The sequence below is a fragment of the Pedobacter gandavensis genome (assembly GCF_032678465.1).
Classification (GTDB): Bacteria; Bacteroidota; Bacteroidia; order Sphingobacteriales; family Sphingobacteriaceae; genus Pedobacter; species Pedobacter gandavensis_B.
Genome location: NZ_JAVTSK010000006.1, coordinates 25,856 through 50,711, shown reverse-complemented (window position 1 = coordinate 50,711; position 24,856 = coordinate 25,856). Strand labels below are relative to the sequence as shown.

Annotated in this window: 18 protein-coding genes; 4 read left to right on the top strand and 14 right to left on the bottom strand. The window is 42.8% G+C overall.

Annotated elements, in window-relative coordinates; genetic code table 11:
• The first annotated feature begins 62 nt into the window (after nucleotides 1-62).
• Both R2Q94_RS12350 and R2Q94_RS12345 read left to right on the top strand, forming a co-directional pair.
• Complete coding sequence (locus R2Q94_RS12350) at nucleotides 63-3,173, top strand: TonB-dependent receptor (protein ID WP_316821770.1); 3,111 nt, start codon at nucleotides 63-65, stop codon at nucleotides 3,171-3,173.
• Between the two features lie 16 nt (nucleotides 3,174-3,189).
• Complete coding sequence (locus tag R2Q94_RS12345) at nucleotides 3,190-4,692, top strand: RagB/SusD family nutrient uptake outer membrane protein (protein ID WP_316821769.1); 1,503 nt, start codon at nucleotides 3,190-3,192, stop codon at nucleotides 4,690-4,692.
• A gap of 97 nt (nucleotides 4,693-4,789) precedes the next feature.
• Here R2Q94_RS12345 and R2Q94_RS12340 read toward each other — a convergent pair whose 3' ends face one another.
• The 10 genes from R2Q94_RS12340 to R2Q94_RS12295 all read right to left on the bottom strand — a co-directional run bounded on the left by R2Q94_RS12340 (nucleotide 4,790) and on the right by R2Q94_RS12295 (nucleotide 19,939).
• Complete coding sequence (locus tag R2Q94_RS12340; protein ID WP_316821768.1) at nucleotides 4,790-6,127, bottom strand: TldD/PmbA family protein; 1,338 nt, start codon at nucleotides 6,125-6,127, stop codon at nucleotides 4,790-4,792.
• Nucleotides 6,128-6,132: 5 nt separating this feature from the next.
• On the bottom strand, nucleotides 6,133-7,773 hold the full coding sequence (locus tag R2Q94_RS12335) for a TldD/PmbA family protein (RefSeq protein ID WP_316821767.1): 1,641 nt from the start codon (nucleotides 7,771-7,773) through the stop codon (nucleotides 6,133-6,135).
• Between the two features lie 68 nt (nucleotides 7,774-7,841).
• A complete protein-coding gene (locus R2Q94_RS12330; RefSeq protein WP_316821766.1) occupies nucleotides 7,842-9,482 on the bottom strand; it encodes a TldD/PmbA family protein in 1,641 nt (546 codons plus the stop codon).
• Between the two features lie 124 nt (nucleotides 9,483-9,606).
• Nucleotides 9,607-10,923, bottom strand: coding sequence for a TldD/PmbA family protein (locus R2Q94_RS12325; RefSeq protein WP_316821765.1), 1,317 nt, complete (start codon nucleotides 10,921-10,923; stop codon nucleotides 9,607-9,609).
• A gap of 2 nt (nucleotides 10,924-10,925) precedes the next feature.
• Entirely contained in the window at nucleotides 10,926-12,560 is a 1,635-nt protein-coding gene (locus R2Q94_RS12320) for a TldD/PmbA family protein (RefSeq protein ID WP_316821764.1), read from the bottom strand.
• A gap of 69 nt (nucleotides 12,561-12,629) precedes the next feature.
• Nucleotides 12,630-14,414 (bottom strand): hypothetical protein, encoded by a 1,785-nt coding sequence (locus R2Q94_RS12315; RefSeq protein ID WP_316821763.1) that lies wholly within the window; start codon nucleotides 14,412-14,414, stop codon nucleotides 12,630-12,632.
• Nucleotide 14,415: 1 nt separating this feature from the next.
• Nucleotides 14,416-16,590 (bottom strand): hypothetical protein, encoded by a 2,175-nt coding sequence (locus R2Q94_RS12310; RefSeq protein ID WP_316821762.1) that lies wholly within the window; start codon nucleotides 16,588-16,590, stop codon nucleotides 14,416-14,418.
• Nucleotides 16,583-18,043, bottom strand: a complete 1,461-nt coding sequence (locus R2Q94_RS12305; protein ID WP_316821761.1) for a BatA domain-containing protein — start codon at nucleotides 18,041-18,043, stop codon at nucleotides 16,583-16,585. The genes R2Q94_RS12310 and R2Q94_RS12305 overlap by 8 nt, the downstream gene beginning before the upstream one ends.
• Before the next feature lie 10 nt (nucleotides 18,044-18,053).
• Nucleotides 18,054-18,941 carry a DUF58 domain-containing protein gene (locus R2Q94_RS12300; protein ID WP_316821760.1) on the bottom strand — a complete coding sequence of 296 codons (888 nt, stop codon included), beginning with the start codon at nucleotides 18,939-18,941 and terminating at the stop codon, nucleotides 18,054-18,056.
• Entirely contained in the window at nucleotides 18,941-19,939 is a 999-nt protein-coding gene (locus R2Q94_RS12295) for a MoxR family ATPase (RefSeq protein ID WP_316821759.1), read from the bottom strand. Before R2Q94_RS12295 ends, R2Q94_RS12300 begins: the two co-directional genes overlap by 1 nt.
• A 150-nt stretch (nucleotides 19,940-20,089) precedes the next feature.
• Between R2Q94_RS12295 and R2Q94_RS12290 the strand changes: the two genes are divergently transcribed.
• Nucleotides 20,090-20,719 (top strand): DUF4159 domain-containing protein, encoded by a 630-nt coding sequence (locus R2Q94_RS12290; RefSeq protein ID WP_316821758.1) that lies wholly within the window; start codon nucleotides 20,090-20,092, stop codon nucleotides 20,717-20,719.
• On the opposite strand, the gene R2Q94_RS12285 is transcribed toward R2Q94_RS12290, so the two are convergent.
• Genes R2Q94_RS12285 through R2Q94_RS12270 form a run of 4 tightly spaced genes read right to left on the bottom strand, consistent with a single transcriptional unit; the run spans nucleotide 20,720 to nucleotide 23,123 of the window.
• Nucleotides 20,720-21,103 (bottom strand): DUF3037 domain-containing protein, encoded by a 384-nt coding sequence (locus tag R2Q94_RS12285; protein WP_316821757.1) that lies wholly within the window; start codon nucleotides 21,101-21,103, stop codon nucleotides 20,720-20,722.
• A complete protein-coding gene (locus R2Q94_RS12280; RefSeq protein WP_316821756.1) occupies nucleotides 21,081-21,878 on the bottom strand; it encodes a HipA family kinase in 798 nt (265 codons plus the stop codon). The genes R2Q94_RS12285 and R2Q94_RS12280 overlap by 23 nt, the downstream gene beginning before the upstream one ends.
• A 60-nt stretch (nucleotides 21,879-21,938) precedes the next feature.
• Nucleotides 21,939-22,400: a DUF4268 domain-containing protein gene (locus R2Q94_RS12275; protein WP_316821755.1), complete on the bottom strand. Its 462-nt coding sequence runs from the start codon at nucleotides 22,398-22,400 to the stop codon at nucleotides 21,939-21,941.
• A gap of 39 nt (nucleotides 22,401-22,439) precedes the next feature.
• Nucleotides 22,440-23,123, bottom strand: coding sequence for a pseudouridine synthase (locus R2Q94_RS12270; protein ID WP_316821754.1), 684 nt, complete (start codon nucleotides 23,121-23,123; stop codon nucleotides 22,440-22,442).
• Nucleotides 23,124-23,233: 110 nt separating this feature from the next.
• On the opposite strand from R2Q94_RS12270, the gene R2Q94_RS12265 reads away from it, so the two are divergent.
• Complete coding sequence (locus R2Q94_RS12265) at nucleotides 23,234-24,823, top strand: M20/M25/M40 family metallo-hydrolase (RefSeq protein ID WP_316821753.1); 1,590 nt, start codon at nucleotides 23,234-23,236, stop codon at nucleotides 24,821-24,823.
• Nucleotides 24,824-24,856: the final 33 nt, after the last annotated feature.

Here is a 24,856-nt window from a genome sequence, read left to right as displayed (position 1 = left end):
CCTTTTTAAAATTTAGGGAACCAGCGGAGCTAAATCCTATTATCAAAGAAAAAACTATTCAAATGAAAACAAGATTATCAATTTTATTTCTGTTGTTCTTCATTCCATTTGCCCATGCCCAGGAGCTTTACAAAGTGAGCGGAACGGTAATTGAAAAAGGAACACAACTTCCGCTACCTGGAGTAAGTGTACTCATCAAAGGTTCAAAAGTAGGTACTACGACCGATAATGCAGGAAAGTTCAGCCTGCAATTGCCTAAAGCGCAGGAAACACTCATTTTTTCCTTTCTGGGTTTCCATACACAGGAAATTGTGGCAAATTCAGGAGCCAATTTAAAGGTTTCCCTTGCTGATGCATCAAATGATCTGGATGAAGTGGTGGTAGTTGCTTACGGTACCTCGAAAAAGAGAGACATCACCGGAGCAGTATCCCGTATCAATGGAGATCAGCTTCAAAACCGACAAGTATCCAACATCACGAAAGCCTTACAAGGACTGGCGCCGGGTGTACAGGCGGTTTCTTCCAGCGGACAGCCGGGAACCTCTGCCACCATCCGTATTCGTGGTATTGGCTCTATTAATGCCTCCAGTTCTCCATTATACGTAGTAGATGGGAACCCTTTTTCCGGCGACCTGAGTTCCATCAATCCTGCTGATGTGGAATCTGTTTCGGTATTAAAAGATGCGGCCTCCAGTGCCTTATATGGTTCCAGAGGAGCGAATGGAGTGATCATCATTACCACTAAATCAGGTAAGAAAAATACTGAAACCCAAATCAACGCAAGTTTTAGTCAGGGAATCTCTGACCGTGCCGTAAAAGATTATGCACAGGTAACTACGAACCAATACTTTGAAAACTATTGGCTCGCGGTAAAAAACAAACAAATTACTTCTAACCCAACTTTCACAGACCAACAGGCTGGAGAAGCAGCCAGCCGACAAATCATTGGTGATTTAGGCATTAACCCTTATGGCATCAATTACCCTAATCCTGTCGGATTAGATGGTAAAATCGTTCCCGGAGCTACACCTTTATGGAACGACAACTGGGGCGATGCCACTGAACAAACAGCCAGAAGAACTCAGGCTGATTTAAGTTTTAGTGGTGGTGGAGAAAAAAGCCAATATTTCATTTCCGGTGGCTACCTGAATGATAAAGGTATTGCATTAGGTTCAGGATTTAAACGCTACAATGCCAGAATTAACCTGACTACACAAGCCAAAAAATGGCTGACTGCCGGATTAAATATCTCTGCGGCAAACAGTACACAGGATTATCCAACTTCAGAAGACAGCAATACGGCCAATGTGATTCAATATTCAAGAGCGATTCCAAGCTTTTACCCTATTTTTGAACGCAATCCGGATGGTTCTTTTAAATTGGATGGCAACAATCAAAAAATCTATGATTTTGGAGCTTACCGTCCAAGTTCTGCGATTCCAAGAAGTAACCTTCCTGCTACTGTAGGCCTGGATAAATCAGAAATCCTGAAGGATAATGTTTCGGCAAGAACATTCCTGGAAGCCACTATCCTACCTGAACTAAAGTTAAAAAGTACCTATAGTGGTGATTTTGTAAACAATAACGCTCATTACTACAGCAACCCATTATTGGGTGATGGAAAAGCCATTGGAGGTTCCGTATCCAAATCAAATAGCAGAACTTACTCCTGGACCTGGAACAATGTGGCAACTTACGATAAAGCTTTCGGCGATCATCACCTCAACCTTTTAGCAGGACAAGAAATTTACAAATACAATTACCGCGTTATTTCCGGCTCCCGTCAGGGCTTCGTACTTCCTGATTTGTATGAACCAGATGCTGCGGCGCTGCCAACTGGCTTTAGTGGTAGTTCAATAGATTATACCTTAATCAGTTTCTTTGGAAGAGCGGAGTACGACTATAAAAAGAAATATCTTTTATCTGCTTCCCTAAGAAGTGATGGAACTTCAAGATTCTCGGCAGCAGAGCGTTGGGGTACATTCTGGTCACTGGGTGCTTCCTGGAAGATCTCAGAAGAGGATTTCCTGAAAGATACCCCATGGTTGAGTACTTTAACCCTAAGGTCAAGCTATGGTGCACAGGGTAATGACAATATCGGTATATATTATGCCTATAAAGGACTGTACAGCATCAGGAATAACTTAGGTGAAAATGGATTGGTCACCTCAAGGCTTTCTACACCAAACCTGAAGTGGGAAACCAATTTAAACATGAATCTGGGTGTTGATTTTGGAATCTTAAACGACCGAATCAGTGGAACGGTTGAATACTTCGACAGAAGATCAAAAGACCTGTTGTTTAGTCGCCCAATAGCGCCTTCTCTGGGATTCGGATCTATTGATGAAAACATTGGTGCCTTGAAAAACACTGGTATCGAAGTACAGATCAATGCTGTTCCAATAAGAACTACAGATTTCAGATGGACGGTTAGCTTAAATGCCACTCATTACAAAAACACCATTACTGCATTGCCACAGAAAGACCCAACCAAGCCCTCGGATCCCATCATCACCACCACTAAAATTATGCGTGTGGGTGGAACGATTTCCGACTTCTACCTTAAAGAATGGGCTGGTGTAAACCCGGCTAACGGTGATCCACTTTGGTACAGAACCGACGAAAACAACAATAAAGTCACCACAAATGACTACAGCAAAGCGACACAGTATTACCAGGGCAGCTCATTGCCTAAACTAACAGGTGGCTTCTCCAATACCTTCAATTACAAAGAATTTGAACTCACTGCTTTATTTAACTATAGCATAGGTGGTAAAATCCTGGACAATGATTATGTAGGTTTAATGCACACTGGTAGCTCTATAGGGCGTCCATGGTCTACAGAGATCCTGAATCACTGGACACCGGAAAACCCTAATACAGATGTCCCTAAGCTAACTACTGACAACAAAGGATGGACTCAGGCTTCAACCCGCTTCTTGTACAGTGGTACCTATGCGAGATTGAAAAACCTTAGCCTGGGATACAGTCTGCCGAAAGCCTTAGCCAACAGATGGGGATTGGCCAATCTGAAACTTACCCTAACCGGAGAAAATCTATTGACGTTTTATGGCCATAAAGGAATGGATCCTGAACAAACCATTGAAGGAACAACTTATTTCCGCTACCCATCAATGCGCACTTTATCTGCTGGTTTAAACCTTACTTTCTAATTTAAATTCTACGACAATGAAAATCAAAAATATCACCTATATCGCGGTTACAGCATTTTTGCTTCCTTTTCTAGGTTGCAAAAAAGAGCTGACCACCAGTCCGACTACTGCGGTAGATGAGGGCTTGGTTTATGCGAATGCTGACAATATCGAGACGGTTTTAAACGGATCCTGGGCTTATATGCAGGAAACTTTTTTCACCTATGCCAATCCAGGATATTCTACCATTTTTAGAAACAGTGATGCCATGGGCAATGATGTGGCCATCATTCAAAATAAGTATGGTTATAGTGATTCTTACAACTTTACCATTGCGAACAACCAGAGCAGACTGAATGGAATCTGGACGCTTTTATACAAAGTGATCGACAACATGAACAACGTCATCACCAAAATTGACGCTTCGGAAGGTACAGCAGAGAAGAAAGCCAGGATTAAAGGTCAGGCCTTAGCCTTAAGAGCCAATAGTTACTTAAACCTGGTGACTTATTACCAGTTCAATTATCAGTTAAATCCAAATGCCAAGGCAGTTCCTTTATACACCAAGCCAACAAACCCTGCTTCGGTAGCACAGCCAAAAGCAACGTTGGAAGAAATTTATAAGGTCATCATCGCCGATTTAACGGAGGCTGAGCGCTTATTGCCTACTTATAACCGCCCTGGCACCACTAAATATAAGATCAACATTGATGTGGTTCATGGACTTTTAGCAAGAACTTACCTGAACATTGGTAAATGGGATCTGGCTACAGAACAGGCTTTAGCAGCAAAGAAAAACTATCCTTACATGGCTGCTGATGAATATGCGAATGGTTTCAATGATTTAAAAAATAGCGAATGGATTTGGGGACAAGGACAACAGCCTGATCAAAGTAATGCCAGCTACTCCTTCCACTACATCGATGTCAGCAGTACTTCTTCCTATTACTACAGCTTCATGGCTGATCCAAACTTCAAAAAACTGTTTGACGATAATGACATCAGGTCAAAGCTTTTCTTATGGGATGGACTGCCTAGCAGAGAGGGTTATTTAAGGTACCAGAAGTTCAGATTCCGTCCGGATGTAACGGCGGATATCGTGATGATGCGTTCTGCAGAAATGACTTTAATTGCCGCAGAAGGTTATGCAAGAGCAGAAAACCTGTCTAAAGCAGTAGAAACTTTAAATGAGCTGTTAAGCGCCAGAAAAGCGAACGTTTACGTTCTGGGCTCAAAAACTAAAGATCAGCTGATTGCCGACATCCTGATTGAAAGAAGAAAAGAACTTTGGGGTGAAGGTTTTGCCCTTTCTGATATTTTAAGAACACAATCAGCAGTGGTTAGAAAACCAGCTTTAGGTTCAGACGGACAACCATTAAAGGTAACAGTCATCACGCCTACAGGTCCTAAAGAGGTATTGGCAAAACAACATACGACGCTTAGGTTCCCGAATAGTACGGATTTTGTGCCTAACAGTCCTTATTATCTGATTCCTATTCCACAATCGGAATTAAATGCAAACCCTAACATCAATAAATAAAAAAGACAGCACCCTACAGGTATCCTATATATGAAAAAGGGCTGTTCCGATAAATTCGGACAGCCCTTTGTTATTTTGCTTTGCTATAGGTTTATCACTAAACCGCGTCAGATAAAGAGGTAAAAGTAAAATCTCTGATCTTCAATGGAGGCAATAAATAATTTGAATTTGATTCTGCACTCACTGTTCTTTCCGTTTTCCCCATTTCTTCGAGGTTGTTCAACATGATAATCGGACTTTCATTAAACCTGAAGTTCTTTACCGGAAACTTGATTTCTCCATTCTCAATATAGAATGTACCATCCCTGGTGAGGCCGGTTAAGAGTAAAGTTTGAGGGTCAACAGAGCGAATATACCATAACCTGGTTACCAGAATTCCTTTTTCCGTGCCTTTAATCAGCTCTTCCAAAGATTTATTCCCACCCGGCATGATCACACCATCTGGTGAAGGAAGCGCTTTAATTCCGGTTTTCTCCGCCCAATATCTGGAAGAATACAGGTTTTTAACTACTCCTTTTTCTATCCAGTTGACTTTCTGCTGAGCTCTGCCGTCACCAGCCCATGTCGCTCCTGGCAATTCTTTATCCCATGGATCAGAATACACGTTTACACGTTCATCCAATAGTTGTTCCCCTACTTTAGTCTTCCCTCCTGGTTTACTCATGGAACTTCTTCCCTCGTCGGCTCTACGGGCGTCCAGATCGAAAAACAAATTCTCCAGCATCACTGCAACTGCAGTTGGCTCCAGAATCACAGTATATTTACCAGGCTCTATCGCCTTTGCAGTTACCGAAGCCATGGCTTTTTTTGCGGCTACAGCAGTATCCGTTTTCGTGTCCAGCTTACTAAAGTCATTATAACCTCTTGTCGCATAACCTGAACCCTTTCCATCTTCGGTACGGATGGTGATATTGAAGGCTACATCTGAACTTTTATTATAGGCAAACAGTCCTTTAGTGTTCATCATCGCCGAAAACCCCGACTGATTGGAAAGGAAACCTGCAGCATTGAGTTTATTTAGCTTCGCCTGCTCGAGACTTGCTGCTACTGCATCAGCCCTTTCTTTAGGACCAACAGCAGCTGTAATTTCAGAAAACGTTGGAGAATCCGGACCGTATTCCTGAGGTCCTAAAAAAGACATGAACTCTGGATTTTCCGGTGCCAGCTTTGCAAGTTCTTCTGCCCTGCGCACCACTTTTTCCAATGAGGCATCATCGAACTCATTAATGGTAGCCACGCCCAGTTTTTTTCCAAAGGCGGAGCTGACCACAAGACTCTGTGTACTTGAACCACCGCTGGTGGAAACAGAACTTCTGGCATATCGTACATTTCCTGAATCAGATCCACTCAGATTCACTTCGCATTCATCTGCTTTTGAGTAGCTCAACACTTTCGTTAAAAGTGCTTTGGCTTGTTCTTTAGTTAGTATTGCCATGATTTCTATCCGATTTTTCTAGCTGTATTGATCACATTAACTCCATTAAAACGTGCGGTAGCAGAACCATGAGACACTGCACTCGTCTGCATAGGCTGGCCCTTCCCATCAAAGAATGAACCTCCTAAGCGGTAATCGCTCTCATCGCAGATTGCTGCACAAGAATTCCAAAACTCCTGCGTATTTGCCTGATAGGCGACATCTTTCAGCATCCCGACAATCTTACCTGCTTTAATTTCATAATACAATTGTCCGCCAAACTGGAAGTTATAACGCTGCTGGTCAATAGAAAACGAGCCATCCCCAACGATATAAATCCCTTTCTCCACATTTTTAATCTGGTCAGCAATAGACAAAGGCTTTTTACCTGGCTGCAGGGAAATATTGGCCATGCGCTGAAACTGCACACTACTCCAGTTGTCGGCATAACAACATCCCTGAGAATGATCCAAACCAACACTATGCGCCTGGTCTCTGATGGCCTGATAATTCACCAGAACGCCATCTTTGATCACGTCCCATTTACCACATTTCACACCTTCATCGTCATAACCCACTGCACCTAATGAACCTGGTTCTGTTTTATCGGCGGTAATGTTTACTTCTTTACTGCCATATTTAAAATTCTTACTCTTCCATTTGTCTAAGGTGAGGAAGCTGGTTCCTGCAAAATTTGCTTCGTATCCCAGTACCCGATCCAGTTCTGTAGGGTGACCTGAAGATTCATGGATGGTTAACCAAAGGTGAGAAGGATCGAGTACCAAATCGTATTTACCAGGTTCTACCGATTTTGCCTTGAGTTTTTCAGCCACCTGAGTGGAGGCCTGTTTCGCATCTTCCAGCATGTCATAACGACCTTTATACAAGGTGCCTGAAGCAGTTTTAATTTTATCCTGAGGTCTGGCATCCAGATACTCATATCCTTTACCTGTAGGCGCACTTAAGGCATTCCTGGTTTCAAACTTACCGGTTTCCTTATTGATTTTGGTGATAAAAAAAGTAGGCCAGATGCGATGAACATCCTGATCAATATAAGAACCCTCCGAAGAAGCAAAGTACTTTTGCTCGTTCACCATAAACAAGATCGAATTGATGTAATCCGCACCGCCTTTCATGGCAGCATCATTTACAGAAAGTAATAAATCTACCTTTTCCTTAATAGGTACTTCAAAGGCATTCTTTTCGATTGGAGATTTCCAGCTCACTTCACCATAGCCCTTTTGAGGAGCCAGCTGTACCGGTTCAGATTGTAACCTGGAGTTTTCTTTTGCAATCGCTACAGCCAGCTCCGCTGCTTTGGCAATGCTATCTTTGTCCATTTGATCTGTGGCGGCAAAACCCCAGCATCCGTTCGCCAAAACACGAATACCTACACCATAGGATTCCGTATTGACAATATTTTGTACTTTATCCTCTCTGGTGACCACAAACTGGTTCAGATATCGACCTACACGAACATCTGTATAAGTAGCCCCTTTAGCACGTGCAGCATTTAATGCCACATCAGAAAGCAGCTTCTTTGCCGCAGGATCGATGTATTCCAGGGCTCGTTCCGGGGAAATTTCGTTCCCCCATACAGGAATCGCCGGAAGCATAGCCGCAGCCGCTCCAACTCCTGTTAAATAAATAAAATTTCTACGTTTCAAAGTAAGGTGGTTTAAGGTTAATTAGTAATTGTCAGACGATGATTACCCAGAAAAAGTTACAAAAAATATTATCCTAGCTTACGTCCGGTATTGATCACGTTCACGCCATCAAATCTGCTGGTTGCACTGCCATGCGAAACGGCACTTACCTGCCCTGGTTGTCCTTTGCCATCCGCAAATGTCCCGCCCAGGCGGTAGTCTGTTTGGTCACATAACTGTGTACAAGAATTCCAGAACTCCTGTGTATTGGATTGATAGGAAGCATCTTTCAGCATTCCTCCGAGCTTACCATCCTTAATCTCATAGGCCAGCTGTGCACTGAATTGAAAATTATAGCGCTGCTGGTCGATAGAATAGGAATTCCTGCCAAACATATATATTCCCTTTTCAACATTTTTCACCATATCAGCTGCAGTAAGCGGGGATTTTCCAGCTGCCAGAGAAACATTCGGCATGCGCTGAAACTGAATACTATCCCAGCTATCCGCATAACAGCAGGCCTGTGAAGCTTTTAAGCCTAAAATATGTGCCTGATCTCTGATGGTCTGATAATTCACAAGAATCCCGTCTTTGATGATGTCCCAGTTGCCGCATTTCACCCCCTCATCGTCATATCCTACAGCAGCTAAAGAACCTGGTTCTGTTTTATCCGCAATGACATTCACCAGTTTACTTCCAAAATTGAATTGCTTACTCTCCCATTTATCTAAAGTCAAAAAACTCGTTCCTGCATAATTCGCCTCATAACCCAATACCCGATCCAGTTCGGTGGGATGCCCTACGGATTCATGAATGGTGAGAAATAAATGAGAAGGATCCAAAACCAGGTCGTATTTACCCGGCTCCACAGGTTTTGCCTTCAGCTTCTCTGCCACATGAACTGTAGCCTCCTGTACATCTTCCAGCATATCGTAACGCTTTTTATACATCGTAACCGGTCCGCCTTTGATCTGCTCTGAATCTTTAGGACTTAAATATTCAAATCCCATACCCATCGGTGCAGAAAGTGCATTTCTGGTTTCAAATTTTCCTCCTGCCGGATCAATTCTGGTTACAGTAAAGGTTGGCCAGATCCTATGGATGTCCTGATCGATATAAGAACCATCCGTTGAAGCAAAATACTTTTGCTCATTCACCATAAAAAGGTTTGAATTTACATACCTGGCTCCAGCCTTTAAAGCCTCATTATTTACGTTGAGCAACAACTCTACTTTATCCGGAATCGAAACTTCAAATGCATTGATTTCCACCGGAGTTTTCCAACTCACCTCACCGAAACCTTTCTGAGGTGCCAACTGCACAGGTTCCGTTAGCAACTTCGCATTTCCTTTGGCTATGGCTACTGCCATTTCTGCCGCTTTAGCAATGCTATCATTATCCAGATTATTGGTTGCGGCAAAACCCCAGCTGCCATGGGCAATCACCCTAACTCCCATCCCGTAAGACTCGGAATTGGCAATATTCTGCACCTGTTTTTCCCTGGTTGCAATCACCTGGTTTAAATACCGGCCAATGCGGACATCCGCATAAGTTGCTCCTTTTGCCCTCGCCGCATTGAGTGCCACATCAGACATCCTTTTCTTCAAAGCCACATCAACGGGAGTTAAAGCCTCCTCTACAGTAATCTCCCGGCCAAAAACCGGCATACTGGAAACCATCGAGGCTCCCAGGCCAAGTCCAGTCATATATAGAAAATCTCTTCTTCTCAATGTATATCGTCTTTATATCCTTATTTAAGTATTCAATCTTTAAGCGCTTCGCCTAGCCCATAAACAAAAACATGAGGAGCTAAATTCCAATGCTTTTTGAATTTACCTCCTCATTTTTAAAATTTTAAACTGCATCCGATAAAGAGGTAAATGTAAAGTCCCTGATTTTCATCGCTGGGATCATTCCACTTCCAGTTCTTACCGGTTTTCCTAAGGCTTCCACATTGTTTAACATGATCACCGGACTTTCATTGAACCTGAAGTTCTTTACCGGGAATTTAATCTCTCCATTTTCAATATAGAAAGTACCATCCCTGGTAAGCCCTGTTAACAATAAAGTCTGAGGATCTACAGACCTGATGTACCAGAACCTGGTCACCAATATTCCCTTTTCTGTACTCTTAATCAGGTCTTCCAGAGATTGTGTACCGCCTTCCAGCACCATACTTCGACTAAAAGGCACTGGTTCTACCCCTTTTTGACCTGCCCAATACCTGGAATAGGAAAGATTCTTCACCACACCGTTTTCTACCCATTGTGTTCTTTTCACAGGCAAACCATCCCCGCTCCAGGTAGCAGAAGGAATTTCCGGGTTCATTGGGTCGGAATAAATGTTCACGTTTTCCGAGAACAGCTGTTCTCCTAATCGGGTTCCACCGCCTTTTTTACTCATAAAACTTCGGCCCTCATCTGCACTTCTTGCGTCAAAACCTCTGAACATATTTCCCAGCATATCACTGGCCGCCAATGGCTCCAGAATCACGGTGTATTTACCTGGTTCAATGGCTTTTGCACCTGCAGAGCCTGTGGCTTTAGCTGCTGCAATTTTACTCAATGTTAAAGTATCCATTTTATCCAGGTCGTTGAAACCCTGCTCGATATAACCAGAGCCTGTTCCTGCCTGATTTCTCAGCGTTACAGAAAAAGAAACATCGGTCCCTTTGTTATAAGCGAAAAGTCCCTTTGAGTTCATAATGGCATTGAATCGTGTGGCGTTCTCTAAAAAGCCTGCAGCCTCCAGATTAGCCGCTTTTGAGACCTGAAGACTCTTTGCCACCATTTCAGCCCTGGTGTCGGGAGTAATCGCAGCTGTTTTTGCATTATAAGTAGCCGATTCCGGGAAATCCTGTGGCCCTAACAATGGCATAAATTCAGGGTTTTCCGGTGCCAGCATCGCCAGTTCTTCTGCTCTTTTTACTACTTTCTTTAAGGAAGCATCATCAAACTCATTGATGGTAGCCACTCCTGTTTTCTTACCGAAAGTGGAACTTACGGCCAGGTTCATTACATTGATTTGTCCGGCTGTAGACACTGCATTTCTTGCATAGCGGATATTTCCACCATCAGAACCGTTTAAACTTAATTCACAGGAATCTGCTGTGGAATAGCTGAGTACCTTTTTTAGTATTGCCTGGGCTTCTTCTTTACTTAATATGGCCATAATTAAATCTTTCTTGCTGTATTAATCACATTAACTCCGTTAAATCTTGTGGTTGCGCTACCATGGGAAACTGCGCTGCTTTGAGAAGGTTGTCCTTTACCATCGTTAAATGAACCACCCAGGCGGTAATCACTTTGGTCGCAAATGGCAGAACAGGAATTCCAAAACTCCTGTGTATTGGATTGGTAGGCTACATCATTCAGCATGCCTGCAATCTTTCCGTTTTTGATCTCGTAAAAAGTTTGTCCGCCGAACTGGAAATTATAACGCTGCTGGTCAATAGAGAAAGAGCCATTTCCAATGATATAGATCCCCTTTTCTACGTTTTTGATCATATCATCAACACTTAATTTCTCTTTTCCAGCTTGTAAAGAGATATTCGGCATGCGCTGAAACTGTACATCATCCCATCCCTGAGCATAGCAGCAACCTTGTGATTCATCCAAACCGATGATGTGCGCCTGATCACGAATGGCCTGATAATTAACCAGAACTCCATCTTTTATGATGTCCCATTTCTTACATTTCACCCCTTCATCGTCGTAACCAACCGCACCAAGAGAACCTGGCTGTGTTTTATCGGCCACCACATTTACGCGATCGCTGCCAAACTTAAAGTTTTTAGACTTCCATTTATCCAGGGTCAGGAAGCTGGTTCCTGCGTAATTTGCTTCGTAACCTAGTACACGATCCAATTCTGTTGGATGGCCTACGGATTCATGAATCGTTAACCATAAATGTGAAGGATCTAGTACCAAATCATATTTTCCAGGCTCTACAGATTTTGCTTTCACCTTTTCGGCGGCGTTGAGTGCTGCCGATTTTACATCCTCCAGCATATCATACCGGTCTTTGTAACGGGTAACCACCCCGGAGACTTTATCCTGCGGGCGGGCATTCATATACTCATAGCCCATCCCCATCGGAGAACTTAAAGCAGTCCTGGTCTGGAACTTTCCAGATTCGCGATCAATCCTGGTCACATTAAAGGAAGGATAAATGCGGTGGATGTCCTGATCGATGTAAGAACCATCGGTTGAAGCAAAGTATTTCTGTTCGTTGACTGCAAAAATAACCGAATTGACATAGCTGGCGCCATTCTGCATCGCGATGTCATTTACATTCAGCAGCAGGTCAACTTTATCCTTAACAGGAACTTCAAAGGCATTGATTTCTATAGGGGTTTTCCAGCTTACCTCACCAAAACCTTTCTGTGCTGCCAGCTGTACCGGTTCGCCCTGAATCTTTGCATTTGCTTTAGCCACAGCCACTGCCTGTTCAGCAGCTTTTGCAACCGCCTCCTTGCTCACATTATTGGTTGCAGCGAATCCCCAGCAACCATTGACAAGCACACGTACCCCAATTCCATAAGATTCGGTATTGGCTACACCTTGTACCCTTTTCTCTCTGGTCGCTACAAATTGATTGAGGTAACGGCCAATCCGGATGTCCGCATAACTGGCGCCTTTAGATTTTGCCGCATTTAAGGCAACATCGGCAAGCTCTTTTTTTATTTTTACATCCAGGCCCTCTAATGCTTGCAAGGGATCTATTGGATTTCCGAAAGCGGAAAGGTCAGGAAGCAGCAAGGCTCCCATTCCGAGTCCGGATAGGTAGAGAAAGTCTTTTCTTTTCAAGTGGTTCAGTTAGTTAGGTTAATAATATTTCCAATTTAACTAAATTAAGAAAGGAAAATTCAAGATATATTATAACATTTTAGTTTCATACCATAAAAAACTGACAGAAATCAAAAGAGGAAGTAGAAACCACCACAATGAAAGCTTTTCTTCCAATAAAACAGAAGATTTCTGGACAGCGGCAGAAATAGGGTGATCCTGAACAAACTGACTGGTAGCGAGACGTTTTTGATGATCCTTCAATTGTTGCCAGTCGGCCTCCCCATACACATAAAATGAATCCTGGGCATCCCCAAAACTAAGTGTATTCCAGCCTGGTTTTGTTGCCCAGCTATTCAATTGCCATTGTGTTGGGATTTCCCTGTTCTGCAAAGGACTCATCACCAGATTTTCCATCCTAAACTTGGGAACAGCTCCTCCATTGGCTAAATCAATAGATACATTTACGCTTTCTCCTGTTTGAGGTAATGCAGGGCTCATTGACCAGGTTTGAGTTACTTCGCTGGCTCTTCCTGTTCTGTTCAGCATCTCTGCCCAGAAATCTGCATAATCATTATCCGAACCATTGAGTACCCATTGATAAGTTGCAGACAGCGCAGAAAGCGTCTGCCTGCCCATACCGTACATACTGGTGCTCACCAGATCTTTTCCCGATGATTCCTGAAATAGAATTTGATCGTTATTACCGGATTTTAAAAACAATGTCTGCGCTATCGGCAAAGTACTTAGCTTCGCCTGTTGTTTCGTTAAAATGCCATTTAAGCCTTTATGTTTCTCTGATGCTACTTCATAGCGACCAGGTTCAATCCCCAGACCCCTATGGAAATCAGGTTTAACCTGATCGATTCTGATAAACAGACCTAAGCCTTCATTCACAGCTCGTTTAACATTGGCCAACTCTGCGCCCGACAACTGCATCAACTCTTCCTCATCCAGAATCAATAAGTCCATTTTCTTTAATAATGCCCCGGTAAGGGTATTGATCTCTTTCAGATCCGTATTCAGGAAGTCAGTGCTATACTTGTCTTTACTAATGCGGGTTCTGAAAACCAGCGGATATTGCTTTTCAAATAACCAGTTCTTCAAAAATTTATACTCAAAATCGGGATTGGAAGCCAGCATTAACACTTTAACAGGAGCTGAAGTTTTGATTTCTATAGGAATAGGCTCCGTAAACAAGGTATCCCTCCCTTTTAGTGCGATCAAACGAAAAACTGCCTTACCAGCTTGTTGTGGACGGGCATTTAAAGTAAAAGATTGCGATCCCTGCCCCGCAATCGTCACGGAATCCAGGTTTGTCCCCAGTCCTTCCAATAAAAATTTTAGTTTTTCAGTTCCATTATTCTGGTAGCTTCCCTGCAAGGTCAATTTTTCAGTTGCTTTTAACTGCGGATTCCAGTTCAATGCCGTCAATCCTTCCTCCAGGGATCCAGGATGAAAGCTAAGCTGCTTCCCTTTTAACAATTCCAATTGCGAATGATCCAATCCATTGCCATAAATATGAACTACTTGCAGAGCAGGATTTGATTTCAGAAAATATTCAAGATCTGCAATAAAGCGAAGCGCTGATTTCTTAGGGGACTTCAATACCTGTTCATCCAGGGAATAAGAGATTCCTTTTAAATCATGATCCAGATTTGCACCTTTAGTCAATAAATTAAACTCCTGAGTTCCTCCAGCAGTTTTAGTGTTGTAAACCGGTGGATACAACAAAAAATAAAAACATACCAGCACCATCGTGCTCGCAGCCAATCTCCATGGCAGATGTGCTTTTCGCTTTCTGCTTGCCTCATTGATCAGGAGAAAAACGCCCAATGCTACGCAAATTCCAATTGCCAGGTATTTAAAATCCATTCTATTGTACTCCTTTTTTAAGCTGATTAAAATACTTCTCAGCCAATGTAGATGCCGGGGCTGAGTTTGGCAATTGCGGAATCACGTTTACTGCCCCTAACATTTTCAATATTGCTTTTTGCAACAAGGCGATGTCTTTTGTGGAACTATTGTTGCCAGACATTAGTTTACGACTTACAGCCAGGGCTGGTAAAAACAGTTCAGGATGATCTGAAGCACTAAGGATCATATATTGCTCAGTTTCCTGCATCAACTGGCGCTCTTCATGCGCTAAACCTTCCATTTTATTTACCCGCTTAGCCGTCATTTCTCCCATACCAGCTTTTCTGTTTTCTAACAGTCCAAGCATCTCTTTTAAAACCTTTTGTTGCTTTTCCTGTGGCTCAAAACTGTTATTCTGTACTGGAGTTCCTATTTTATCCAGTTCTCCGGATAGTCGTTTATCTTCCTTCAGCTGACTTACTTTTACGGTCGTCTTGGCCACATAAGCCCTCGATTTTTGCTGAAGGTCCTTAAGTAATCGCAAAGCCTTGTACTCGAAAGGCAATGCATCACGCGTTTTATAAGTTCTCAATTGCAATTCGGACTTCCACATTTCGGTCAGCACTGCCTTCAACTGTGCTTTTAGCTCAGGCTCAAAGAATGTCGCATCTTCTGCAATATCATGTTTATGCGCATAACTGTCCATGATCGCCTGTACATCCCCGAATTTTTTTTCGGGTACTTCATGCTCATCATGATCGTGTTGATCGCCTTCTTTATGATCATGATCAGCGCCGATCTCCGTTTCAGACTCTTCACCCAGGAATTTACCATAGCGAAGTCGCAACAGTTTTTGGTCCATTCCCAGGTCATTGCTCCTGTTTTTAAAAGCATCCTCTGTGAGTGTCGCCTTTTCAGCCAGGAGTTTTTCCGTATCTATAATAATTTGCCGCTGACTCCTAAAATACTCCGGAACCAGATTTACGCCATTGGTCATCCCGGCCATGCTCATCAGTTCTGCAGTATCTACAATGGATACGAAATAAACATCAGACCGGCTCATCTGTCCATGGTTATCAAAAGCTTTTACGTAGAAATAAAGTTCATCACCCGGCTTCATACCCAAAGCTTTAAGGTCGATCAACTTGCTCAATGAAACAGATTTCAGCTGATCAACAGCCTCTTTGAAGTCCAGCTTTCTTTCTGTGAAACTTACTCCTTCTCCTTTACCACTAGCCATCGTCGCCGCGATATGAGCCGACCTCAATCCATAATCATCGCTTATTGTTAAGTTTAAACGAACTTGTTGCGCCTGTCCGTAATCAATGTTGGTATGCGGTTTAGGATGACTAATTCTGATCAGAGCAGGAAGGTCAGGAATCACTGACATCAGGTAAAGTTCCGATTTTTTACCATCAAGTTCTACCTGGTAGAATCCAGGCTTTCTGATGGTTCTGAAATACGTCCATACTTTTCCTTCTTTATCCTGTGGCTTTAAAACGGCCAGTTCCTGATCATTAAAAATTAGTTTCATGACTTTCACTGGTATGGTCGTTCGGATATTCCATTTCAACAAGGCCCCCTCTTCTGCACGAATGGCAAATTGCGATTGTTTTCGCTCTGGAACACCTGTGTAGGCAGGTGCTTTGATCAGCAATGAAAAAGAAGCGATCTCTGGCAGTACTTTTTCTTTTGCAATTCGGATATTCTCTTTTGGCACTGGAGCCTGCAAATCCGCTAATGGCTTTAAAAATGAAATCCCAAAACTCATCACTATGCCGGCGAACAAGACCAAACCCGCCCATTTTAGCTGATGAAAGGGCAATTCCGGAGCAGGCATATGAATGATGACCTCGTTAATTTTATGTTGCTGCAGGCCTTCCAGGGGGCTACATGCTTCTATTGGTTTCAACAACAATGCGGCACTCTCTTCCAGTTCCGGATACTTCTCATTCAAATATCTGCATATCTGCAAATCCCTTAATTTCCAAAAAGGTTTCAATATACTCAGGAAAGAAAAGAGGACTAGAAAAAATATGGGAAACACCCAGGCCGGCCAATCAAATAAATAAATGGCTAAGGCAGCAAAAATCAGGGCGAGTCCCAGACTTAAGGCCAGATGCTGGAGCATCAGCCACAACATCCATTGTTTCTGAATCTTTGCGATGCGATGTCTGCCCTCCTGCTTAACCATGATTTTCTTTATTTTTATGACGGAAAGTAAGGATTCGCTCCATGGTAAAAACGACGATGGCCAGTACCCAGAATACTTTTTGGATTGGAGTGTCGTTCTGAATTGGTGTTTTATTTTGGAACAGGGCTGAAGATCCTGTTGCCGTTTTATCTTCTGAGGACTGCGCAAAAATGACATCCGTCTTTCGCTGATCCGCAGGATTGTTTTCAAAACCAAAACCAGTGGAATGCACCTCATTACCCAATAGTATAGGCATCATTAATGCTACAAATTGACCCTTCCAAACCAGGTCTGTAGACGATGGATGGATGCGCGTATAAAAACGATAATGATCAATATTTTTTTCTTTTGCCAGGGTCAATAAAGGCATTCCAAATCCATCAGTCCATAGCACAGCTCCAGGATAGCCATCGGCCATCCTCCGCTGATAAACGGCAATGGGTTCCATATTTCCCTTTCCTGCAGGTTCCAACACCAGCCAGGAATTAATGCCAGCTGCTTTATTTCCAGCATAACTAAATAAACGCCCGCCGGCGATGATGCCGGATAAGAAATCTGAAGGCATGGGTTCAGCAGACATCCAAAAGGCAACATCAAATTTTAAGTCACTACTAATCTGACCATTAAACACCTCTATATCTACATTTCGTTTGCTTTCTTCAGCAATCGCCCGTATTGCTGCTTTGAGGTAATTTAGATCATCTGAATATCTGGCTGCATAAACCAACACCCTGATCCTGGAATCATCCTGAGCCTCATCCAGTCTTTTAAAACTGGTGATCTCCGGACTCGAATTCGCCTCGAAGGTTTTATGCGCAAAGTTGTTCGTCCAGGTACTCAGACTGTCGGTTTCTGCAGTTGCCTTCCAGCTTAACCTGTAATCTAAAACAGGCATTGCGCCTTGCAGGTGTTTCAATCTACGGTCTGCATAAAGCTGAACCGGAAAACCCGGAGGAATTTGTGTATTCAATTGCCGCAATAAAGCATAATAACTTAACACGTCCTTTGCCTGACCTTTCCCATTTAAGGAATCCTTTATGACAGGATTTAGCGTATCTTTCAGATTGATCCTTTGAAATTTCAATCCGAAATCATGCAGTACATAGCCTGCAAGAATCAAGGAATCAATACTTTTTTTGTGTGCCTGGTATACCTCAGGAAGTTTTTCCTTTTTAAATAAGATCCAACCTTTTTGCCTCTGCTCTACATTCCCATTTTTCAGATAAGGTGCTGCTATCAGGAAGGCCAGTAAAGCAATCAGCAGCATCCTTAAAAACAAAAGTAACCAATCGGTGATCTGGTAACTTCTGGAAGTAAACGGAGAGCTTGTACCCAAAAGCGCAATACTTCCAATACGAAGGGTCTTCCCCTGTTTTAATTTCCACAAGTGGATGATCAGCGGAATCAACATTCCTGCTAATGCGATTAGACCTATGGGATAAAGTAAATGCACAATGATATCTTTATATCTTTAATTTGTTTCTTTGGTTCAAAAAGTCTCTCAATGCCTGATCGAGTGGCTGGTCTGTCTGGAGCATCCGGTACGAAATCCTGCGATCCAGCATCCTGGCCCTTAGCTGCTCCAGGTATTGCTTCAAATTTGCCTGATAGCTGGTACGTGCTGATTCCTGATCAATCTGAACAGTTTTACCCGTTTCCAGATCTTCAAAAGTGCTGTATCCTTTAAAATCCAGGGTCATTTCATTTGGAGACATCAGATGAAAAACCAGAATTTCATGTTTCAGGGTGTTCAACGTATCCAGCAAATCAAATATTTCCTGATTCAGCTGATACAGATCTGTGATAAAGATGAGCAATTCCCGTTTTTGAGCGCCGGCATAGAGTTCTTTATAGTTTACAGGCTTCGTAAAGGTACCCTCTGGCTTCAGTTGTTCCAATTGATAAAACAACCTGGCGAGGTGCTGAAAATCCTGCTTGGCTACCATAGAAAAGATCCCGGCATCTTTAAATACGTACAATCCAATGGCATCACCCTGCAAATTACCCAGGTAAGCCAGTGAAGCAGCCAGGTAACGTGCGTAATCTATTTTAAAAAATCCTGCATCCTGGTGGTTCATGGAGGCACTGGCATCAATCAAAAGACGGATGCTAATGTTGGTTTCCACCTCTGATTCCCGGATATAATAGCGGTCTGAGCGGGCAAACATTTTCCAGTCCAGAGACCGTAAATCGTCTCCAGGCTGGTAACTCCGATACTGGCTAAACTCCAGTCCGGGGCCCTTCACTGTGCTTTTATGAATACCACTCATAAAACCATCTATCGTCATTTTCGCAGACAATGACAGCTCCTTAATGGCCATCATCACCTTCGGATCCAGCAATTTGCTCATTAAATGTTAATTTTCGGTCTTGAAATGGCTTTCAGTAGTTCTTCAGCGACCATGTCTGCCGACACCTGTTCTGCATCAGCTTTAAAATTCATCAGTATACGGTGTCTCAATACCGGAAAGGCCATCGTATGCAAATCCTCCATCACCACCGCATATCGGCCATGGATCAAAGCCCTTGCTTTTGCGGTCAGAATGAGTGCTTGTCCGGCTCTTGGTCCCGCCCCCCATCGCACCCATTCCTTTACATAAGCAACAGTACTCGTATCCGGACGGGTTGCCCTGATCAGCTCGGCCACATAAGCAATCAGGTCTTCACTGATGCTCACTTCTCTGGTCAGCGATTGCAATTGCTGGATTTCTGCTGCACCAATCACAGATTGCACCTTATTTTTAACAGATCCAGTCGTACTACTCAGAATTCTCGTTTCTTCTGCTGCAGTAGGGTAACCAATTTTAATGTACAATAGAAAACGATCCAATTGTGCCTCAGGTAATGGATAAGTCCCTGCCTGTTCAATAGGATTTTGTGTAGCGAGGATAAAAAAAGGTCGATCTAATGGGTAAGTCTGTCCAGCATAGGTAACTTCAAACTCCTGCATGGCTTCCAATAAAGCAGATTGCGTTTTCGGAGGGGTACGGTTGATTTCATCTGCCAAAACAATATTAGCAAACAAAGGACCTTTATTAAATTTAAAAAATCTTTTTCCGCTGACATGATCTTCTTCCAATATTTCTGTGCCCACAATATCAGTAGGCATTAAATCCGGTGTAAACTGAATTCTTCTAAAGGAAAGGTCCAGGGCCTGAGACATGGTGCGTACCATTAATGTTTTCGCCAGTCCGGGTACACCTTCCAGCAGACAATGGCCGCCGGCCAGTAAAGCAACCAGCATTTCCTCGATGATGAGGTCTTGTCCGACGATCACCTTCTGAATTTCTTCCTTTAAAAGGGTAATTTTATGGATCAGGGTTTTTAGGTTATTTTCTGAAATTTCCAAAGCATTGTGGTTTAATATGGTATAGATTGTAATTCAATATAGTGCTCTCCGGGTATTTTTTTTTATTCCATGATCAGAATATCAAAAAAATTACAAGATATCTCTGGCTAAAACCTGGATTCTAATGAAAATTGACGTTATTTTAGAACGATGCAAAGATCAAAGTTCACATTTGCGAGAATTAAGTATAAATCCGGAAACTGGGATACCGACCAGCGAATGCCTTCTAATTTGCTCAACTCTCTGTTGGAGTACACGACTATCCCATTAGATCCGGAAGAGAAGATTGTAGAATTGAGTAGTCATGATCTTTTCAATTATCCCTTTTGCTATTTAAGTGGTCATAAATTGGTACAATTTGACCAGCAGGAGGCGACAAATTTCAAGAAGTATGTAAACAATGGTGGTTTTGTTTTTGTAGACGACTGCAATCATGACATTGATGGCTTATTCGCCAAATCATTTGAAACACAAATGAGCAATCTTTTTGGCGCTACAGCGCTGAAGAAAATTCCAAATCAACATAAAATTTACCATTCCTTTTTCAATTTTGAGAATGGCCCCCCTACCACTTCTTTTGAATTGAATGGATGGGGAGATGATCTGGTACACGATTATTTAAAAGCGATTACAGTGAACAACCGCATTGGCGTGTTGTACAGTAACAAAGACTATGGTTGTGAATGGGATTATGATTTTAGGAACAAACGCTTCCTGGCGGAAGACAATACCAAATTTGGCGTAAACATCATTCTTTACGCCATGGGCATCAACAGCTAGTTATAACACCAGCTGTTCGTATAGTTTTTTTAAAGTCTCTGCGGCATCCAGACACAATCCAGGATGCGTTTTAGAAGTCTGTACCACCGTACTCCTTGTGGCTGTCAACCAGCGAAAACGTGAAGCCATGTCCAACAGACCAATCGTCCCGCCTGATTTCCCTCCTTTACTGATCAGTTCAAAAGACCGTAAATGATCTTCCAGCTCCTGAGGATCCAGTTTACAGGAAAATGCAGCAAGACGTGCTTCATTCAATTCAAATGAGGTTTGTAAAAATTGTTGTTTGGAACAATAAAGGATGATCCCGACATTAAGAAATTCTTCCCGTTCTACCCTTGGTACGACGCGGATCACGGCATACTCAAATAAGTGCTTCTCTTGCATTCTGTGCTTCTTTTACAAAAATCCCTGTATTTGCGAGGCGTAATTCCAGAAAATTGGAATATACTTCCCGATGTGCTTCAATAGATTCAAAATTATTGTCCCTCATCAACCAGTCGTCTGGAATCAGGGAAACAATAGCGCGGATGCTTTCAGGTGTGAGTATAGCCCTGAACCGAGCGTCCACTTCTTCCAATTGTGAGGCCTGACTCAATAAAACATGATCCTTAATTAAACTAAAAGGTCTTAAGGCCTGTTCTTCCCAATTGTCCATTGCATGGTGAAAATACAATGCCGCACCATGATCGATCAGCCATAATTCCTTATGCCAGATCAGCATATTGGTATTACGGGCAGTGCGGTCCATATTGGTCAACAAGGCATCCATCCAGACAATCTCGGAGGCCGTTCTTTCATCCACCTGATTCACCAATGGATCAAAGGTAATTGCCCCGGAAAGATAGTGTAAGGCCAGATTCAGCCCAACACTGGTCCGCAATAAATCCTGAATTTCTTCGTCCGGTTCTATTCGTCCAAAGTCTTTCTCCAATTGTGCAAATACCAGTTCCGGCATCCGTAAACCAAGCGCACGGGCAATTTCTCCGCCAATTAATTCAGCGATGAGTGCGCGAAGCCCCTGACCGGCACCACGAAATTTAAGTACGTATAAAAAATCATCATCTGCTTCTGCAATCGCAGGCATTGATCCCCCTTCACGTAAAGGAGTAACATATCTGGTTACATTAACCGTTCTAAGTTCTGGTTGGATATTCTTCACACCTGAATAATTTAGGAGACCCGGCTCCGGTTTAACACAAAGATAGACATTCCAGACTTGCTATTTAAAGGTATCAAAACCATCTTTTACCTCACACCAGAACTCATCCAGTGCAATCAATCTGGGTTTCAGAAAAGAGATCAGCGCTGGCCAGTCTGCTTCTTTAAAAATACTCACATCAGGAAGGGTTTTAATGATCCTGCTGACGGTCTTATAATGCTCATCGGTTGTATGTAATTCCCAATCCCATTCTTCTCCCAGGCTATTGGTCAACATAGTTTTAAAGGAAAGAAATTCCTCAAAAATCAATTCCTGCATTCCTGGATCCGGATGGGACATTTCTATTGCGATAAAGGCCGATTTCTTATCTACCTGCATCTTGAAATTCAGGTATTTGATTCCCGTTTTATAGTTTACCCAATTGATCCTCATCCCTTCTGCGGATTGATGAGGGGCAATGTATTGTCCGAAAGTAGTCCAGAACGACTGTTTTAACTGGGCAGCCTGATCTTTTGAAAACATGCTAAGGGTTTTAAATTTAAAATAATGCTTAATTAATGGCTACAGCGTAAAGTTCATCAGGTCCATCACTCTTTTAAACTCATCCTGAACCTTTGCTTTCAGATGAATGGTTTCTTTGGTAACCGGGTGTTCAAACTTCAATTCTGAAGCATGTAACAACATGGTGGTCATGTCCCATTCCGCTTTGAAAAACCGGTTTTGCTTATTGCAACCATGCTTACGGTCGCCAATAATCGGATAAAAAATATGCGCAAAATGTCTGCGCAACTGGTGCATTCTTCCGGTAGTTGGTGTGGCTTCAACCAAGGAATACCTCGAAGTTGGATGCTTACCTAAAGCCATTTCCAGCTCTGCACGTTGTAAGGTCACAAAAGCTGTAAAAGCCTCCTGCATATTGCCATTTTCTTTGGCCAGAGGATAATCAATCTCAGCACTATCAGGAGCAAAACCCCTCAGAATTGCCAGGTATTTCTTCTCTACCTTCGCCTGCTGAAACTGCTGATGCATGGCGATCTCTGTTTCTTTATCAAAAGCAAAAAGCAGCAAACCACTGGTTTTACGATCCAAACGATGCACAGGGCTCACATACTTATCAATCTGATCCCTTAGCATTTGCAGTGCAAACTCTGTGGCATCACTCGCAATAGAAGAACGATGTACCAATAAACCATGAGGTTTATTGATGGCAATCAGATAATCATCCTGATATACAATTTCCAGCATTTAGTTTTTTTTTGGCGAAGATAACCTTTTGAATTTTTAAAACTGGCTGATTGTATCAAATTTGTTCCTTTTTGACAGGATAGAAGCATTTATACCTAAATTGGGAAATCATGAAAACCAAACCAACAACCCCTCCTGTTAATGGATTAAAGAAGGCGACAGCAGCCTTTTTTATGGCGATGCTGATCGCCGGAAATGTCAGCTATGCCCAAACTAAAAAGGAAACCATTGACCTCATTGTCAAGGAAGCAACAGAAAACTCCCAACTGGAAAAACTGGCCCATGAGCTGTTGGATATGGTGGGTCCAAGATTGGTAGGCTCCCCTCAAATGAAACAGGCCAATGATTGGGCAGTGGCGAAATATACAAGCTGGGGCATTCCTGCTAAAAACGAACAATGGGGAGAATGGCGTGGCTGGGAACGCGGCATTTCTCATATTGACATGGTCTATCCCCGTGTTAAATCTCTTGAAGGGATGCAATTGGCCTGGAGTCCGGGCACCAAAGGAAAAGCAGTGGTTGGAGAGATGATCATCTACCCTGACCTACCTGATTCTGTTTCTTTTAAAAGCTGGTTACCAAATGTGAAAGGGAAATTTGTGATGTTTTCTATGAATCAGCCTACTGGCCGACCAGATTACAACTGGCAGGAATTTGCAAGGCCTGAATCCTTTGAGAAAATGAAAACGGAAAGAACAGCACAAACCAATGCCTGGCGTTCCAGAATCAGTAAAACCGGACTTAACCTGAAAGCATTGGCACTGGCCTTTGAAAGTGCCGGGGCTTTAGGGGTCCTGACCAGCAACTGGTCTTCAGGTTTTGGGGTAAACAAAATATTTGGTGCAAATACCACTAAAATCCCTTCTATAGATATCTCCTTAGAGGATTATGGTCTCTTATACCGCCTTACTGAATCCGGCAACAAACCTAAAATCAGTGTCAATATTGGTTCTAAAGAATTAGGAATGGTGCCTGCATTTAATACCATTGCCGAAATCAAAGGCACAGAAAAACCAAATGAATACGTGATCCTTTCCGCACATTTTGATTCCTGGGATGGTGGCACTGGTGCCACAGACAATGGTACAGGAACCATTACCATGATGGAAGCGATCCGAATATTGAAGAAAATCTATCCAAATCCTAAAAGAACCATTTTGGTGGGGCATTGGGGCAGTGAAGAACAAGGCTTAAACGGATCCAGGGCATTTGTAGAAGATCATCCGGAAATCATTAAAAACATTCAGGTAGTATTTAACCAGGACAATGGAACGGGCAGAGTAGTAAACCTTGCCGGACAAGGTTTCTTAAATTCTTATGCTTATCTGGGCAAATGGTTGTCGGCCGTACCAGAAGACATCAGAAAACAAATTGCAACTACCTTCCCTGGAACACCGGGTGCTGGTGGCTCGGATTTCGCCTCATTTGTGGCTGCTGGTGCTCCGGCCTTTTCGCTCAGCTCTAATAGCTGGTCTTATGGCACTTATACCTGGCATACCAATAGAGACACTTACGACAAAATAGTTTTCGATGATGTGAGAAGCAATGCGATCCTGACGGCTATTTTAGCTTATATGGCTAGTGAAGATCCGGAAACCACTTCAAGGGAGAAAAGTGTTTTACCGGTTAATCCAAGAACCGGAGATCCTGGAGTATGGCCTCCAATGGTTAAACCAACTCGTAAAGGTGGTGTAAATTAACTACCAAACCTTTGATTCATTTAATCAAAAAAG